16 protein-coding genes and 2 pseudogenes are annotated in these 14474 nt (G+C 33.9%); 14 read left to right on the top strand and 4 right to left on the bottom strand.

Going from position 1 to position 14474, the window contains the following annotated elements:
* The first annotated feature begins 17 nt into the window (after positions 1-17).
* On the top strand, positions 18-734 hold the full coding sequence (locus CWS20_RS16815) for a metallophosphoesterase family protein (protein WP_066190829.1): 717 nt from the start codon (positions 18-20) through the stop codon (positions 732-734).
* Positions 734-1153, top strand: a complete 420-nt coding sequence (locus CWS20_RS16810; protein WP_066190832.1) for a VanZ family protein — start codon at positions 734-736, stop codon at positions 1151-1153. Before CWS20_RS16815 ends, CWS20_RS16810 begins: the two co-directional genes overlap by 1 nt.
* Before the next feature lie 451 nt (positions 1154-1604).
* Here CWS20_RS16810 and CWS20_RS16800 read toward each other — a convergent pair whose 3' ends face one another.
* Positions 1605-1988: a PH domain-containing protein gene (locus CWS20_RS16800; RefSeq protein ID WP_066190835.1), complete on the bottom strand. Its 384-nt coding sequence runs from the start codon at positions 1986-1988 to the stop codon at positions 1605-1607.
* A 514-nt stretch (positions 1989-2502) separates the two neighbouring features.
* Between CWS20_RS16800 and CWS20_RS28080 the strand changes: the two genes are divergently transcribed.
* Positions 2503-2667: a hypothetical protein gene (locus CWS20_RS28080; RefSeq protein ID WP_157090483.1), complete on the top strand. Its 165-nt coding sequence runs from the start codon at positions 2503-2505 to the stop codon at positions 2665-2667.
* 315 nt (positions 2668-2982) lie between these two features.
* On the opposite strand, the gene CWS20_RS16790 is transcribed toward CWS20_RS28080, so the two are convergent.
* Complete coding sequence (locus tag CWS20_RS16790; RefSeq protein WP_066190842.1) at positions 2983-3558, bottom strand: DUF6944 family repetitive protein; 576 nt, start codon at positions 3556-3558, stop codon at positions 2983-2985.
* Positions 3559-3691: 133 nt separating this feature from the next.
* On the opposite strand from CWS20_RS16790, the gene CWS20_RS16785 reads away from it, so the two are divergent.
* The 8 genes from CWS20_RS16785 (at position 3692) to CWS20_RS16745 (ending at position 9990) form a co-directional block, all read left to right on the top strand.
* Entirely contained in the window at positions 3692-4291 is a 600-nt protein-coding gene (locus CWS20_RS16785; RefSeq protein ID WP_066190844.1) for a PepSY domain-containing protein, read from the top strand.
* A gap of 180 nt (positions 4292-4471) precedes the next feature.
* Entirely contained in the window at positions 4472-4975 is a 504-nt protein-coding gene (locus CWS20_RS16780; RefSeq protein ID WP_083957200.1) for a GNAT family N-acetyltransferase, read from the top strand.
* A complete protein-coding gene (cutA, locus tag CWS20_RS16775) occupies positions 4976-5296 on the top strand; it encodes a divalent cation tolerance protein CutA (protein ID WP_066190850.1) in 321 nt (106 codons plus the stop codon). It abuts the gene before it with no gap.
* A gap of 19 nt (positions 5297-5315) precedes the next feature.
* Complete coding sequence (locus CWS20_RS16770; RefSeq protein ID WP_066190853.1) at positions 5316-5633, top strand: DUF4406 domain-containing protein; 318 nt, start codon at positions 5316-5318, stop codon at positions 5631-5633.
* Positions 5634-5985: 352 nt separating this feature from the next.
* Positions 5986-6525 (top strand): GNAT family N-acetyltransferase, encoded by a 540-nt coding sequence (locus CWS20_RS16760; protein WP_066190862.1) that lies wholly within the window; start codon positions 5986-5988, stop codon positions 6523-6525.
* Positions 6526-6732: 207 nt separating this feature from the next.
* Positions 6733-6933: a hypothetical protein gene (locus tag CWS20_RS16755; RefSeq protein WP_066192047.1), complete on the top strand. Its 201-nt coding sequence runs from the start codon at positions 6733-6735 to the stop codon at positions 6931-6933.
* 713 nt (positions 6934-7646) lie between these two features.
* The gene (locus tag CWS20_RS16750) at positions 7647-9269 is read left to right on the top strand and encodes an ATP-binding protein (protein WP_066190866.1); all 1623 of its coding nucleotides are present in this window, start codon (positions 7647-7649) and stop codon (positions 9267-9269) included.
* Positions 9262-9990: a response regulator gene (locus CWS20_RS16745; protein WP_066190869.1), complete on the top strand. Its 729-nt coding sequence runs from the start codon at positions 9262-9264 to the stop codon at positions 9988-9990. The genes CWS20_RS16750 and CWS20_RS16745 overlap by 8 nt, the downstream gene beginning before the upstream one ends.
* An 82-nt stretch (positions 9991-10072) precedes the next feature.
* Here the strand turns inward: CWS20_RS16745 and CWS20_RS16740 are convergent, their stop codons facing one another.
* Positions 10073-11104 (bottom strand): 2-hydroxyacid dehydrogenase, encoded by a 1032-nt coding sequence (locus CWS20_RS16740; RefSeq protein ID WP_066190871.1) that lies wholly within the window; start codon positions 11102-11104, stop codon positions 10073-10075.
* Between the two features lie 29 nt (positions 11105-11133).
* Positions 11134-12192 (bottom strand): AEC family transporter, encoded by a 1059-nt coding sequence (locus CWS20_RS16735; protein WP_066190874.1) that lies wholly within the window; start codon positions 12190-12192, stop codon positions 11134-11136.
* A gap of 391 nt (positions 12193-12583) precedes the next feature.
* Here CWS20_RS16735 and CWS20_RS29440 point away from each other — a divergent pair.
* The 3 genes and pseudogenes from CWS20_RS29440 to CWS20_RS16725 form a co-directional block, all read left to right on the top strand.
* Positions 12584-12722 (top strand): annotated as a pseudogene (locus tag CWS20_RS29440) (FAD-dependent oxidoreductase); the annotation flags it as partial.
* Between the two features lie 9 nt (positions 12723-12731).
* Positions 12732-12884 (top strand): annotated as a pseudogene (locus CWS20_RS28740) (dihydrolipoyl dehydrogenase); the annotation flags it as partial.
* A gap of 130 nt (positions 12885-13014) precedes the next feature.
* Positions 13015-14472 carry a DASS family sodium-coupled anion symporter gene (locus CWS20_RS16725; RefSeq protein ID WP_066190876.1) on the top strand — a complete coding sequence of 486 codons (1458 nt, stop codon included), beginning with the start codon at positions 13015-13017 and terminating at the stop codon, positions 14470-14472.
* Positions 14473-14474 lie beyond the last annotated feature (2 nt).

Below are 14474 nucleotides of genomic sequence, written 5' to 3'. Positions count from 1 at the left end.
TAATGAGGAGGATTCGGATGAAGATTGCCTTTATTTCAGATATTCATGGTAATGCAGTAGCACTTAAAGCGGTATTGGAGGACATTGAAAAGAGACATGTAGATGAAATAATCGTTCTTGGTGATATAAGCTTTCGCGGAATTGAGCCTGCTAAATCATTAAAAATGGTTAGACACAATTCTGAGTGGGTCATTAAAGGAAATGGCGATGAATGGATAGTAAGGGGAATTGAGCAGGGAGAGGTTCCTGATAACATGCTTTCGCTAATGCAGCAGGAGCGTGATTGGGCAGTTCAACAACTGGAAGAATCAGAAATGAATTATTTAAAGGAGCTCCCTCACTCGATAAAGAGAGACATAGAAGGTGTAAAGATCCATGCTTTTCATGCCACCCCACAAAGTTTGTTTGATGTTGTCTTTCCATATGAAAAAAATGAAATCTTGCAAGAGAAACTCAAATTAGATGAAGCTGACATCAGTATATATGGTCATATTCACCAATCGTTTATCAGATATGTAAATGGAAAATGTGTGATGAATATAGGCAGTGTGGGGTTGCCATTTGATGGAGAATACAAATCTTCTTACGGTTTAATTGATGTCCAACAAAATAATTATCAAGCATCGATTATTCGCGTGAATTACGATAGAGATCTTGTGTTGAAGAAAATAAGCGAGTCTGATTATCCAAATAAAGACTTTTTTAGAGATTACTATTCAAGTGGAAAACAGTAATGGGTAAAAAAATCATTTTATTGGTTCTGATTTTCTTATATATGGCCTTTATTTGGATTCAATCAAGCTATTTTAATCCAAGTGGCTTACTTAAATATGCAGATTATATAAGTTTGGATGTTGTGATTATCGCAGGAATTATTCTGGAATTGGCTCATTTAATTGAATTTGGGATTCTCTATTTGCTCTGTATTTTTTTCCTTTTAACATTTGGAAAATTAACTATGAAAAAGGAAATCATTGCAGCTTTATTTTCAATAGCATATGGGGCAGTTGATGAGGTACATCAAATTTTTGTCCCATTTAGGTCATTTTCAATAGTGGACTTAATTAAGAATATAGTTGGTGTGCTGATATTTCTTTATAGTTTTAGAAAGGTCTATTATAAGAAAATGAAAATTAACGTTCTTCCGAAATAAGTCTCCCTCTTCAAGCGTGTGAAAGGTAAAGCCTACGAGAAAGAGGGAGATAATTTTTCGTTTGGTCGATAGCCTAAAGATTTTTTCTTTTGTACATTTCCTCAAGGGGGGTATAGTCAGAGCCAGTATTATAAAGACAAAGTTTTGATGTAACAGTGAACAGTAACAACCATTCAGTATTCGAAGCAAAATCGACCACCTATTCAAAATTAAACACTTTATCGGTAAATTGCCTCGCTATTTCTTTCGTGGCATCAGCTGACCCTGTATCCACTATAATTAATTCATCACTGACTCCTTTTACGCTGCTCAGCATTGTTGCAAAACCTCCTCTTCTTCATTCTTCACAATAATAGTACCAAATGCATTCACCACCACATAACGATTCTATAATAAATGAGAATCCTATAGAAAAGACACCGCTCTCTTATTTAGAGAGGCGGTGTTAATCTTATGACCGTGTGATAGCGGCCGCTAATAGCTTTTGAACATCATTGATGCTGCTGTTTTTACCAAATTGTTTATTAATTGCTGGATTATCTGCGCCGGATATCCATATTTTTAACTCTGAGTCTAAGTCAAACCTTCCGGCAGTCTCAACGCTAAAATGTGAGATGGATTTATAGGGAATTGTGTGATATTCAATCTTCTTTCCAGTAATCCCTTGTTTATCAACAAGGATGAGTCGTGTATTAGTGAAGACCAATAAATCTCTGATTAACTTGAATGCTGCATCAATATCTTCCCCAGGTATTAAAACGGCGCCTAATTCATTCTTTACTTCATCTGTGCTAATGGTTGAAGCGTTACCGAGTAACCCATTTAAAAATCCCATCATTTTTCCCCTCCAGAATTTTACTTTTTCTTTTATTATAAATGCAAAATAGTAGAAAAGGAAATAAGGTGCTTTAATTTAAGCAAACAGCAGGTAAATAAAATGGTATGTAATAAATAGGCCTATATAAGCACCAGCTAATAAAAATATAGGATTTAGAAACACTGCATGGACATTTGTCATAAACACAGTTTGATCAATTATTATGTCATAAATTGTAATAGCGGTTATATATCCAAATATCATGGTGGCAATGATTGAAAGTAAACAGAATAATTTGTGCAAGAGGTTCCAACGTGTTTGAAAGAAAAACATCAAAATCGGAACGACTATAATAGAAAATAAAATAAAGATCTTCAATAATAACACCCTCATTCTATTTAAGATTCTTTATATTATTTCAAGTGCATTGAAAACTCATGCAAGCTTTAAATTATATAATATTATTTGAATTTTCTGTTAAAAATAGAGGGTTTTAATGTTTTTTAGCGAATCATAAAAATAAAAAGAGGAGATGAGCATATGGAGCAAGTTAAACAACGATGGATTTGCTCTAAGTGTAAACAAGAAATTGACGACAAGAACGAGTATTACGACAATAAAGGCGTATGTGATCAATGCTTTTCAATTAAGCTTAAAAAGAGAAGAGGATTTAAAATATAACCAGTTAAAACCTTGATTGCAGCAAGCAATCAAGGTTTTTTGTTGAATTTGCGTCATTTTTTATAATTCTTGCTTTCTTTCTTTTTAAGACAAGCAGGGCAGACAATCTTCTTATTTACCATGTCGGTCAGTTCAAAGCTGACAAGCTCACCACATCGGTCGCATACAATAAATTCACTCATTGAATCTGCACTCCCTAGTTTTTATTACTAGTTTATGGGCAGATTTTCCGTTTTATGCTACAAAGATGGGTTCATAGGCAGCTTTAATTTGTAAAAGCTCTTATTGTTGAATTATTGATTTTTTTGGAAATTTTCCATGTAAATAAATCTTATTCATTAATTCCTAATTGGATTTCCTCAGTTTCTTCTTTAATTTGTCCGATTAAAGATAAAACAGATCCAATTGCTTGAATCCAGCTGCCGCTAACACCTAAAAATTGGCCATATTCATCATTATTGTTATAAAGTTGATCAGTGCCGCCTAAAGCCTGCATGGAGTTGCCTATCCCTTGCAAGAGGCCGCCTGCAATATTCAACGCACGACCTGATGGGGTGGAATCAAAAAATTCATCAGTAAGACCAACGAAGCTACCTAAGGCTTGAAGCCAATTACCGGTTATTATCAATTTTTGATTAACGATATCATTAAATTGTATAAGCAATCCGACAACTACTGTGGAATTGCCAATCGCCTGGATTTCATCCCCAATCAGTTCAAGGGACAATGAACCCTGACCGTCAGCTGATAAACTGGCACCTGCTGCTTGAAGGACGTTCCCTTGTAGACTTAAATTAAACTTTGTCTCCTTGCTTAATTGTTGGAAGGGCGTACTGCCAATTGCTGCTTCAACTGTTCCAATCACAGACAAGACTGATCCTAGAATTTCTTTAATGTGACTGTTCATTTTAACCCCTCCAACAATGGATAATGATTATACTATTCATATTTAGTTAGAATGTTTTTGTGATACCAAGTTTTAAATAGGTATTAGAGAGGAATAATAAAGGTATAAAATCTATACATAAAGGAGATTAAGTATGAAAAAATTACTTTTATTGATTAGCGGATTATGTTTGTTTTTATTAATAGGCTGCAATCAAGACAATGATCAATCAGCTCCGCCTCAAAATGATACTCAAAATGATACTCAAAATGATACTCAAACAGATAATCAAACGGCAAAGCCTGATTTAAATAATGAGGAGCTGTCAGTGAGTTTTAATGATGCAATAGATGAATTTAAGAAAAAATATGCAGATGCTTCTATTACAAAGATTGAACTAGATAGTGATTTAAAAGAGTGGAAGTATGAAATCACTGGTGTTGATGATACGACTGAATATGAAGCAGAAATAAATGCAAATACAAAAGAACTTACTAATACCGGCGAAGAAGCGCTTGATCAAGATGAAAAAAATACAGAAAAAGAAACAAATGCGTTAGATATTGATAACGTCATTTTACCTGACAAAGCCATTGAATCTGTGTTAAATGAAACAGAAGGCGAGATTGATGGATGGACATTAGAAATAGAAGATGGACGTACTATTTATGAAGTGACTGTAAGAAATGGTAATAAAGATATTGATTATATTGTTGATGCAATGAATGGTGAACTTCTCGGGACGGATAAATAAATATAACAATTGTGAAACCCTCTTTTAAATAGAGGGTTTTTTGTTGTTTAACATGTCAAATCAAATATTTCCTTGATTTGAAATATTAGGATATGATTAACGTAAGCTATGTTGCCAATAGTGGAATAAATTCGGCAATATCGTTTTGAAAAAGAAGGAAGGTTGGTAGGATTGGAAGTAATGATAGAAAAATTAAAATTAGATGATGAAAAAGCGCTTTTTGACTTTGAAACGAGCAATAGATATTTCTTTGAAACGCTAGTACCAACCAGAGGAGATGAATTTTACATACCTCCATATTTTAATTTACGGCTACACGCTCTTCTAGATGAGCAAGAAAAAGGGCTGTCATACTTCTTTTTAATAAAGAATAGCGAACATGAAATAGTCGGCAGGGTAAATTTAGTAGATATTAATGAACACGGTACTGGCCAAATTGGCTATAGAGTGGGAGAAGAGTATATTGGCAAAGGTATAGCTTATCAAGCGGTACAGCAATTACTAAAGGAAATAAGTCAGTATAAAAAAGTTAAAGTGATCGAGGGAAAAACGACGGCGAATAATATTGCGTCACAAAAAGTTTTAGAAAAGAATGGATTTGTTTATTGTGGTGAAAGCAATGAAGGTGTAGATCATTTTCTCCACTACAAATATGAAATAAATGAAGGATTGGAGGAATGTTAATTGGAATTTACATATGTAAAAGTGGAAGTGCTTTTACCTGAAGAACATATAGAATCATTAAGAAATAGATTAAATGATTTAGGTGTGCTGACTGTTGGAAAATATGACCATGTCGTTTCTTATTCGCATGTAAAAGGATACTGGCGTCCATTAGACAATGCTCAGCCATACAATGGACGTACAGGTGAAATATCCTTTGGATCGGAATGCAAGCTTGAATTTAAATGCTCATATAAGAAAATCGATCAAGTGAAACAGGCAATAAAAAATATTCATCCGTATGAAGAGCCTGTGATTTATGTTCTACCATTATTGGATTAGCTGAAAAGAGGTTGATGAATTGAAAATTATTACGTTATGTGGATCAACAAAATTTAAAGAGCAATTCAGAGAAGCTGAAGCAGCTTTAGCTTGGGAAGGCAATATTGTCATTAGTCTTGGTTTTTTTGAGCAAAGTGAAAATATTAAACTAACAAATGAACACGAAATGAAGCTTGAAGCGCTGCATCGCAAAAAAATAGATATGTGCGACGAAATCTTCGTCATTGATGTTCATCATTATATTGGTAAAAGCACAGCAAAAGAAATTGACTATGCAAGGCGTAATGGAAAGGGAGTTAGGTACTATTCTGAGGAAAAGCTTATCGCTATACATTAATTATGTCCCTTTTTATATGGTTAAATAATATTAATAATTAAATTTAGCAGGTGAATGATGGGAATATTCTTTCAGTCGCAAACAAAAGAAAATATTAAATCGTTGAATGTACTTAGAACTCTCCTTCTCCTACCTATGGTTTGTTTTTTAATCATGTGGTTAATGAATAGCCTATCCTCTCAGCATTTGAAATATTTTTTTATTCTAGCCGCAACCATTTCTTTTATCAATCTTGTGGAAGGCTTCATTCAAAAGGAAAGTAAACGTGTCCTATATATAGAGGTAATGTTATTCATCATTTGGATTTCATTGACTTTAACTTTATGAAAATAATAGCGAGGAAGGTGCGTGTATGATAAAAGGAGAAAATATCTATATAAGACCTTTAACAATAAATGATGTTAATCAATTGCATTTATTTCAAACTGAGAATGCTGGATTTTTTGAAAAATACGCGATGGAAAGAACGGAACAATTTTATACATTAGACTATCAATCCAGTTTGATAAACAAGTGGGAAAACGATGCAGAGACTGACGGCGAATATCATTTTGGCATATTTAAGATGAATCAACATCAGTTAGTAGGCAAAATCAACTTGTTTCAGGTTTTGCGCGGATCCCTTCAAAGCGCTTTTATTGGCTACTTTTTAGATAAAAGCCAAAATGGGAAAGGCTATGCCACTGAAGCAGTTAAGTTAATAACACTATTCGCATTTGATACATTAAAACTGCATAGAATTGAAGCAGGCGTGATGCCAAGCAATCCAGCTTCTATCCGTGTATTAGAGAAGGCGGGTTACCATAAGGAAGGAATTGCTGTGAAAAATGTGAGAATTAATGGTAAATGGGAAGATCATCAAGTATTGGCTATCATTAATCCGAATGATTAAATCATAAAAAAGAGATGAACTTTACAGCGATTCATAAAACATGAGGGGCTGCCGATGTTAGTAAGTTCATTTTTAACATATGATTTGTTGCATTGAGCGGCAATTGAAAATCTGATAGTTGTTTTCTATGCATTCATTACGCACTATTTAAATAATGGTAAAATTGGTATCAAAATGTAATTGTTTGAATATAATTTTATAGAGGTGATGAATGTGTGGATTTTCCTTGTTTTTTGTGCAGGGTTGTTAGGTCTAGGTTTTTTTATAGATTGGCTTGCTAAAAGGAAAGGGCTCGATCATTATAGCCCTGAAGAAAATGAAAGGAATGTTTCTGAGTCGGAAAGAATCTATACAGAAACATATATGAATCAGATGAGAAATAACAATGATCAAGGACCTTTGCAATAAGCATGTCACTAATAATAGTGGCATGTTTTTTATGTTTTAATAAAAAGCTACACGATTTCATTGCAATCCAAATTCTTTTTAACACAAGCATTTAACCACTCCAAGTTTTTGTGATTCTCCTTTCGAGGTAACACTGCATACCCCTATTGTACGTATAAACGTACAAGCATTAACTGGCAGTAAAACTCCCGCTACAAGACCTTCATTGTGAAGTGCCCCTGTCAAATAGACAATTATAAAAAAGCACAATTATGCAACCTGAGTCCTGTATTGATATGGACTCAGGTTATTTAATACCTTTTGGAAATGCGGATGGTTATAGAATCGCATATATATATTTAAAGCCTTTAATATAGCTGTAGCGATATCGAGTGAAATGCAATTTACACCTCATTTGAAAGGATTTCATTCCAGGAGGTAACCTTGATTGTTGATAAATATGGCTTTTTTCCTTTTCCATAAAACAGATAGGCCATATCGGTTAGAAGGTCTTATCCTAGTTCATGCTAAATACTGGTCTCTTTTTTGTTGATTTCATAGCGAGTAACGTCTAAGGCTATATTCCTGCTCATTTTGTAACAACTTGTCCATAACTTATAAGAATCACCTCATACAAAATTTGATAAATTATATTTATAAGATATTTTTGTAGGAGATAGGAGAGCAGTAGAAAATTGCAAAAATAATTATTAAATAAACTTAAGGAATTAGGTATGATTGAAAATAAATGGTTAGCTAAATTATCATTAAAAAAAATGACGATATTGCTTGTTTTGACGTCAGCCATCGTTTCGTTAGTTGCTAGCAGTCTTTTAAATTTATATGTGTTGAAACGAGAACACAATGTTGTAAAAGAAAAATTAGCAAGTATCGCTAGAATGGTTGCGAAAGATCCGCGTGTAATAAATGAGGTTGATAATGATTCGTATAGTTCAGCTATACAGCAATTTACCTTGGAAGTGATGGAATCGTCGGGTGTTAGCTTTGTTGTTGTACTTAACAATGATCTTATTCGAAAATCACATCCAGACGAAAGTGTTATAGGCAAACCTTTTTCAAATATTGAAGATGCCAAAAAATCATTAAACGGCACTGAGCATTTCTCAAGGGAAGAGGGGGTGCTAGGAGAGGGCACACGTTTCTTTACTCCCATATGGAATAAAGAAGGGAAGCAAGTTGGGATTGTGTGTGTAGGCTTTGTACAGCAAACGATATATCAAGAACTATGGAAAACACAGAAAAATCTGTACTTAGGTATAGGGGTAGGCATTTTTGTAGGCATGTTGGGGGCAATGTATTTAGCACAGCAATTAAAGAAAATGTTATTAGGACTTGAACCTAAGCAGATAGTCGCAAATATAAAGGAACGCGATATTATTATTGATTCAGTAGGTGAAGGGATTATTGCTGTTACTCCAGCTCGAAAAATTCTTTTACAAAATTTAAACTTTACAAAGCTTATAAAAAATGCAAGGTTTACTGGGGACAATATGAAAGATGGTTACCTTGATAAAGATATCTTTTCTACATTCTTTGAAGAAGTATTTACAACAGGAAAGTCAATATCTAATCATGTAATTGTTGTAAACCAGTTTGAGTTCATCGTTAATGTTCAGCTTATCTATATAGAGAACAGGATCTATGGTGCGGTTGCAACTTTACGTGATCAATCAGAAATGCAACAGCTTATTCGAGAGCTTAGTGGAACAGAACAATATATTGATTCCTTGCGTGCTCAAAATCATAAATTTATGAATCAATTACATACAATTTTGGGATTAACTGAATTGGGCAAATATCAAGATGTCGTTCACTATATTCGTGTATTAAATACTGATTATCATAGGGAGATAGGGTTTGTAACGGATAAAATTAAAAGCCCAGCAGTTGCAGGATTCTTAATTGGAAAAGCAAGTGAGTTAAAGGAGCAAGGTGTTAAGTTAATAATAGATTCAGATTCTCTTTTTCCAAATATGAAGATGGGTGAGATACTTCACGATTTGCTTTTATCAATGGGGATTTTACTAGATAATGCCAAAGAGGCTATGGATCTAACTGTCATAAAAAAAGCAACTCTCTTTCTTTACTATGATGAGGAGGAAGAAGTGATTTTAATTGAAGTGAAGGATACAGGAATAGGCGTTGATGAAGGAACAATGGAAAGGATTTTTGAGAGAGGATTTTCAACAAAAGGTAGGGCTAGAGGCTATGGATTGGATGCTATTCAATCGATTGTCAAACAATATCATGGAATTGTTGATGTTCAATCTGAATTAGGTAATGGAAGTATCTTTCGAATAGAAGTACCATACAAACGGAGGAACCTTGATGATTAAAGTTATTATAGTTGAGGATGACCCCATGGTTGCAATGATCAATCAGCAATATATTGAGCGGTCTGAAGGCTTTAAAATTATCGCTACAGTAGGAAATATTGGGGAGCTATGGAATGTAATCAAAGAGAATCAACCAGATTTAATATTACTTGATGTCTATTTACCTGGAGAAACTGGGATTGATTTTTTACAAAAGGTTCGTCAAAAACAGTTCTCAATACCAATTATTATGATTACAGCAGCTCATGATATATCTACTATTAAAAAAGCGCTAGAAAATGGTGTAATAGATTTTTTAATTAAACCCTTTACATATGAAAGGTTTGAACTAGCGATTGAGAATTTTCTTCAATATCATACACTAACTACAAAATTAGAAGAAGCTGACCAGGACGCGTTAGATCAAATATTAATAAAAGAAAGAGGTCCTTTGTCTTTAAATCAAGTTGGTAAGGAGCTACATTCATCACTGCCTAAAGGATTATCAAAACTAACATTAAAAAAAATTCTGCATATAGTAGTAAATCAAGAAGGATATTTTTCAACAGAGGATATTGCTAAAGAAGTTGATTTATCACGTATTTCAACTAAGAAGTATTTGCAGTATCTAAATGATATTGGTTACTTAATTGAAGAATTGAAGTATTTAGCAGTTGGACGACCAATTATGGTATTTCATATTGCCCCAGAAAAAGAGTATTTAATCATGTCTTATAAATAGACGATTGATTTAAAAAAAGAGTCAAAACCTGACTTATTGTTTCATGTAGGTTTGACTCTTTTTTATCAAAGCGAGTTAATCATTACTTAGAAATAAGTTTTCGTTTTTTGGGTAAAGGAACAGCATTTGCTGTGCTCCCTTTTGTAATTAAATCATGTAGGTTTTCGAAGCTTGTTTCAATCATATTAGTAAGTGCTTCATCTGTATTTGATCCCATATGAGGTGTCACAAGGACACGAGGGTATAGTCCCAGTAGTTCTTTTACTGTTGGATCTAGGTTTTCAGTTGTTTTGTCAAATTTTTGGAAGAATATGTTTTCTTCGTTGGCAAATACATCTGTTGCAAACCCTTCTAGCTTATGAGATTTAAGGGCATCAAGTATGGCTTCATTATCATGAAGTTCGCCCCGAGCCGTATTAATGAGAATGGCTCCATCTTTCATTTTTGAAATAAATTCAGAATTGACCATTTTGTCATTTTTTCCTGGAAAATAAGGAATATGTATACTTACGATATCACTTTCCTTTAATAAATCATCCAGCTCCATAAAGGTAACCGTGCGTTTTGCCGAATCACTTTGGAAAACATCATATCCAATAACTTCAGCACCAAGCCCTTTAAAAAGTTTCGCCTCTGTCAGCCCAATTTTACCAGTACCAATAATACCGACTTTACAGTTTCTGATTTCTTTACTAAACATAACGTTATCTACAGTGAAATCTTTATTTGCTGTTCTTGTTGTCGTGTAGGTGGTATGTCTCAACAATGACATTGCAAGTGTTAAAGATAGCTCCGCAATTGCATTTGGAGAGTAGGAAGGAACTCTTGCCACGTGCATGTCGTTATCTGCTGCTGCTTGTAGATCAATATGATTATAGCCAACAGTTCGTGTGAACAAATATTTTACGCCGTATTCTTTTAATTTTTGAATATTCTTCAGATCAGCTACACAATTTCCTCTTAATAAAACAGCATCCATTCCTTGAGCTGTTTCAATATTATCATGTCTAAGTAAATCTTCAATTAGGTATAACTCGAAATTATACTTATTTAATTTATTAAAAAATGGTGCTTCATTTTCTCTAACTCCGTAGCAAGCAATTTTAATGGTCATGTTCAATCTATCCTTTGTTTTAAATTTTGTTATCCAAATAGCCTCGTAAAGCTGATTAAATAAATGGCAATAATCCATATTGGAATCATAACAACTGCACTGATTGTTGAAAGTAATGACGCATTGGAAGCAAGCAAGGCATCCTTATCAAAACTAATTGCATAGGCAGCTGCTACTGTAGCAGTAGGTGTCGCCATCATTATGACTACAACCCCAAGACCAATAGCACTCATTGAAAGAATTCCTGTTAGTGAAAGAATAGCAAGAAATACAATATTGATAATAGGAACTAACACAACTTTGTTTATACTGTAGATTAAAGATGTCCGGTCTGTAATGGCAGTTTTGAAATTTACAGAACCGAGTGTTGCTCCGATGGCAAGCCAAGCAAGTGGTGAAGCTAGGCCAGATAAATAAGTCAGCGGTTTATATAGCCAAACCGCAGTTTGATCAATTCGTAAAAACGCAACTTTTGATAATGTCCCATCAGCAGCTGCAACAGTCACTTGAGGAAGATAGCCTTGGAAAATCCAAATGAATAGTCCTAAAAATGTAGCGATGACAATAGGGTTTATAAACATTTCCTTAATATTTTTCGCTTCCATTTTAAGTCCACTCATCTTGATATAACCATAGGAATATAGAAAAATTCGATAACCAATATTAAAAATGGAAGCATACAGGACACCTTCAGCACCATATATAGCACCTACAATAGGAATACCAAAGAAAGTTGTTGATCCAAAGATTGTTAAAACACGCAAGGTATCTTGTTTGTCCCCTTTATAATTATGGTACAGAGGTTTAGACACAAAAATTAAAATAATGTATATAAGCAGTCCCCAAATTAATATGCTCATTCCTTCAGATAAAGATTTTTGATCAATATCCATCATAAAGGATGTTAAAGCAAGTGCAGGTAATGCAACTGACAATACTACCTTTGATAGCATCTTTCCAACCTGATCATTAAAGATGCCTTTTTTGCGAAAAAAGTAACCTAATAAAATAATGAAGATAGTTGAAGTAATGGCACTTACAATATTCATATCAGTAAGTGTTGTCTGAATAAGTTCAAACATTTTCATGGATTTTTCCTCCAATTGAATTTGTTTGTGAATGATTTCACAAAAACCCTTAAAAAATTTTTTTGACCGCTATTTCTTACAAGTCCATCATAAGTTAATTTGTATTTTATAAAAATAAATTGTAATAAAAATAATTTATGCAATTAAAGTAAGTGAAATATTGAGCAAACTATAAGTCATTTCATAGTTAAGGAAAAAATACGATTGATTTCGATAATTACAAATCACTTTCGTTATTTACGTATTATAGAAATGCATGATTTTTTTTTTTACATTTAGAACGGGAAAGCTATTATGATTCAATTTATTGTTCTCATATAATTTAAAATCTTTTAATTGCTATCTATTTAAAAGATATCGCTCCTGTGAACAATAAAAAGGAGGATGAAAAATGGACAAAAATGAACTTCATTTAGCAGAAACAATCGTAATAGGTGCTGAACCAGGAGGATATGTGACAGCAATTGGTGCTGGCCAGCTGGGGCAAAAAGTTACAATTTGTTGAAAAAGAAAACCTTGGAGGCGATTGTGGGTAATAAGCTTCAGATATAATAGCTGAACTTTCATTAGCGATGGAAGCAGGCTTAATAGCAGAAGATTTGCTTAACCAACCATGCCCAGCCAATCTTGGAGAAATTGTGATGGAATCAGCAGAAGTTGCACTAGAAAGCCCTATCCACATTGTAAAATGAAATGTTAATTAGATTACACCACATGGACTTTATGAACTAGTTCATATATCTGGTATGAATGAAAGTGATTTGTAATTTTGTTAAGGATTTCTTTGTTTCATATATTGAAAAAACAAAAAGAGGGATAAAAATGGACAAGAAAAAATTAATAGCGATTTTCCTAGCTTTTACAGTATTTTTCATTATCGTCCTATTGCCAAATCCTGATACCCTTCCAATTGCAGGACAAAGGGCGCTAGCGATATTAGCTTTAGCTGTCATTCTCTGGGTGACTGAAGCTGTAACTTATCAAGTAAGTGCTGTTCTTATTGTCGTACTAATGACTGTTTTTATAGGACTTGCACCAATGATTGAAGATCCATCAGTAACTTATAGTAGTACAGGTGCATTAAAAATGGCACTGAGTGGATTAAGCTCTCCGGCTGTCGGACTTGTGGCAGGGGCACTATTCATTGCTGCAGCCATGGAAATAACAGGCTTGCATAAACGTCTGGCCCTATTCATTATGTCAAAAGTAGGGACAAAAACAAGTAATTTAGTTTTTGGAACGATTGTGGTTAGTATCGCTCTTGCCTTATTCGTACCAAGTGCAACAGCACGTGCGGGTACAATCATTCCGATACTATTGGGAATTGTAGCAGCATTCAAGCTTCCAAAAACAAGCAGATTGTCGGCATTACTTATTATAACAGCTGTTCAATCCATTTCTATTTGGAACATTGGGATTAAAACTGCGGCTGCACAAAACATGGTTGCTTTAGGCTTTATGGAACAATCCTTTGGTACTAATATCACATGGGGACAATGGCTGTTATATGCTGGCCCATGGTCCATTATCATGTCCGTCATCTTATTTTTTGTAATGAACAAGCTCATTAAACCCGAACTTGGAGAATTACAAGGCGGAAAAGAAATTATTAGTACTCAATTAAAGGAATTAGGAAAGATTTCCTCAAAAGAATGGAAATTAATTATTATTTCACTAGTACTATTAATCCTTTGGGCAACAGAAGGAATCATACATCCATTTGATTCTACAACTGTTACTATTGCTGCTGTTGCTGTTATGCTTTTCCCTCAAATCGGAATTTTCACATGGAAAGAAGTTGAAAGTAAAATTCCGTGGGGAACGATTAGTGTATTTGCAATCGGAATTTCGTTAGGAACTGTTTTATTACAAACTCAAGGCGCATCGTGGTTATCAGAGAGAACGTTAGAAGCTGTTGGATTAACCAGTATGCCACTAGTATTCATTATTATGGTATTAACTTTATTTAATATATTAATCCATTTAGGTTTTGCAAGTGCAACAAGCTTATCATCAGCTTTCATTCCGATTGTTATTGCACTTGTGATGTCAATGGAACCAACATCCTTTAATGGCCCAGGGCTTGTATTGATTCAACAATTTGCTGTAAGCTTTGGATTTTTATTGCCAGTAAGTGCTCCACAAAATATGCTTGCATATGGAACAGGGGCATTTACAACGAAAGACCTTTTGAAATCTGGTATTCCAATTACTCTAGTAGGTTATTTATTAATTATTATTTTCAGCTTAACGTACTGGCAATGGATAGGTTTACTTTAAGA

The organism is Cytobacillus horneckiae, from assembly GCF_002835735.1.
Classification (GTDB): domain Bacteria; phylum Bacillota; class Bacilli; order Bacillales; family Cytobacillaceae; genus Cytobacillus; species Cytobacillus horneckiae.
This window is presented reverse-complemented; position numbering and strand designations above follow the sequence as displayed.

Excerpts from the sequence above, each read along its gene's own strand:
- CWS20_RS16815 (WP_066190829.1), top strand. The coding sequence starts at position 18 with ATGAAGATTGCCTTTATTTCAGATATTCATGGTAATGCAGTAGCACTT.
- CWS20_RS16810 (WP_066190832.1), top strand. The coding sequence starts at position 734 with ATGGGTAAAAAAATCATTTTATTGGTTCTGATTTTCTTATATATGGCC.
- CWS20_RS16800 (WP_066190835.1), bottom strand. The coding sequence starts at position 1,988 with ATGGGATTTTTAAATGGGTTACTCGGTAACGCTTCAACCATTAGCACA.
- CWS20_RS28080 (WP_157090483.1), top strand. The coding sequence starts at position 2,503 with ATGAGCATATGGAGCAAGTTAAACAACGATGGATTTGCTCTAAGTGTA.
- CWS20_RS16790 (WP_066190842.1), bottom strand. The coding sequence starts at position 3,558 with ATGAACAGTCACATTAAAGAAATTCTAGGATCAGTCTTGTCTGTGATT.
- CWS20_RS16785 (WP_066190844.1), top strand. The coding sequence starts at position 3,692 with ATGAAAAAATTACTTTTATTGATTAGCGGATTATGTTTGTTTTTATTA.
- CWS20_RS16780 (WP_083957200.1), top strand. The coding sequence starts at position 4,472 with ATGATAGAAAAATTAAAATTAGATGATGAAAAAGCGCTTTTTGACTTT.
- CWS20_RS16760 (WP_066190862.1), top strand. The coding sequence starts at position 5,986 with ATGATAAAAGGAGAAAATATCTATATAAGACCTTTAACAATAAATGAT.
- CWS20_RS16755 (WP_066192047.1), top strand. The coding sequence starts at position 6,733 with ATGAATGTGTGGATTTTCCTTGTTTTTTGTGCAGGGTTGTTAGGTCTA.
- CWS20_RS16750 (WP_066190866.1), top strand. The coding sequence starts at position 7,647 with ATGATTGAAAATAAATGGTTAGCTAAATTATCATTAAAAAAAATGACG.
- CWS20_RS16745 (WP_066190869.1), top strand. The coding sequence starts at position 9,262 with ATGATTAAAGTTATTATAGTTGAGGATGACCCCATGGTTGCAATGATC.
- CWS20_RS16740 (WP_066190871.1), bottom strand. The coding sequence starts at position 11,104 with ATGACCATTAAAATTGCTTGCTACGGAGTTAGAGAAAATGAAGCACCA.
- CWS20_RS16735 (WP_066190874.1), bottom strand. The coding sequence starts at position 12,192 with ATGAAAATGTTTGAACTTATTCAGACAACACTTACTGATATGAATATT.
- CWS20_RS16725 (WP_066190876.1), top strand. The coding sequence starts at position 13,015 with ATGGACAAGAAAAAATTAATAGCGATTTTCCTAGCTTTTACAGTATTT.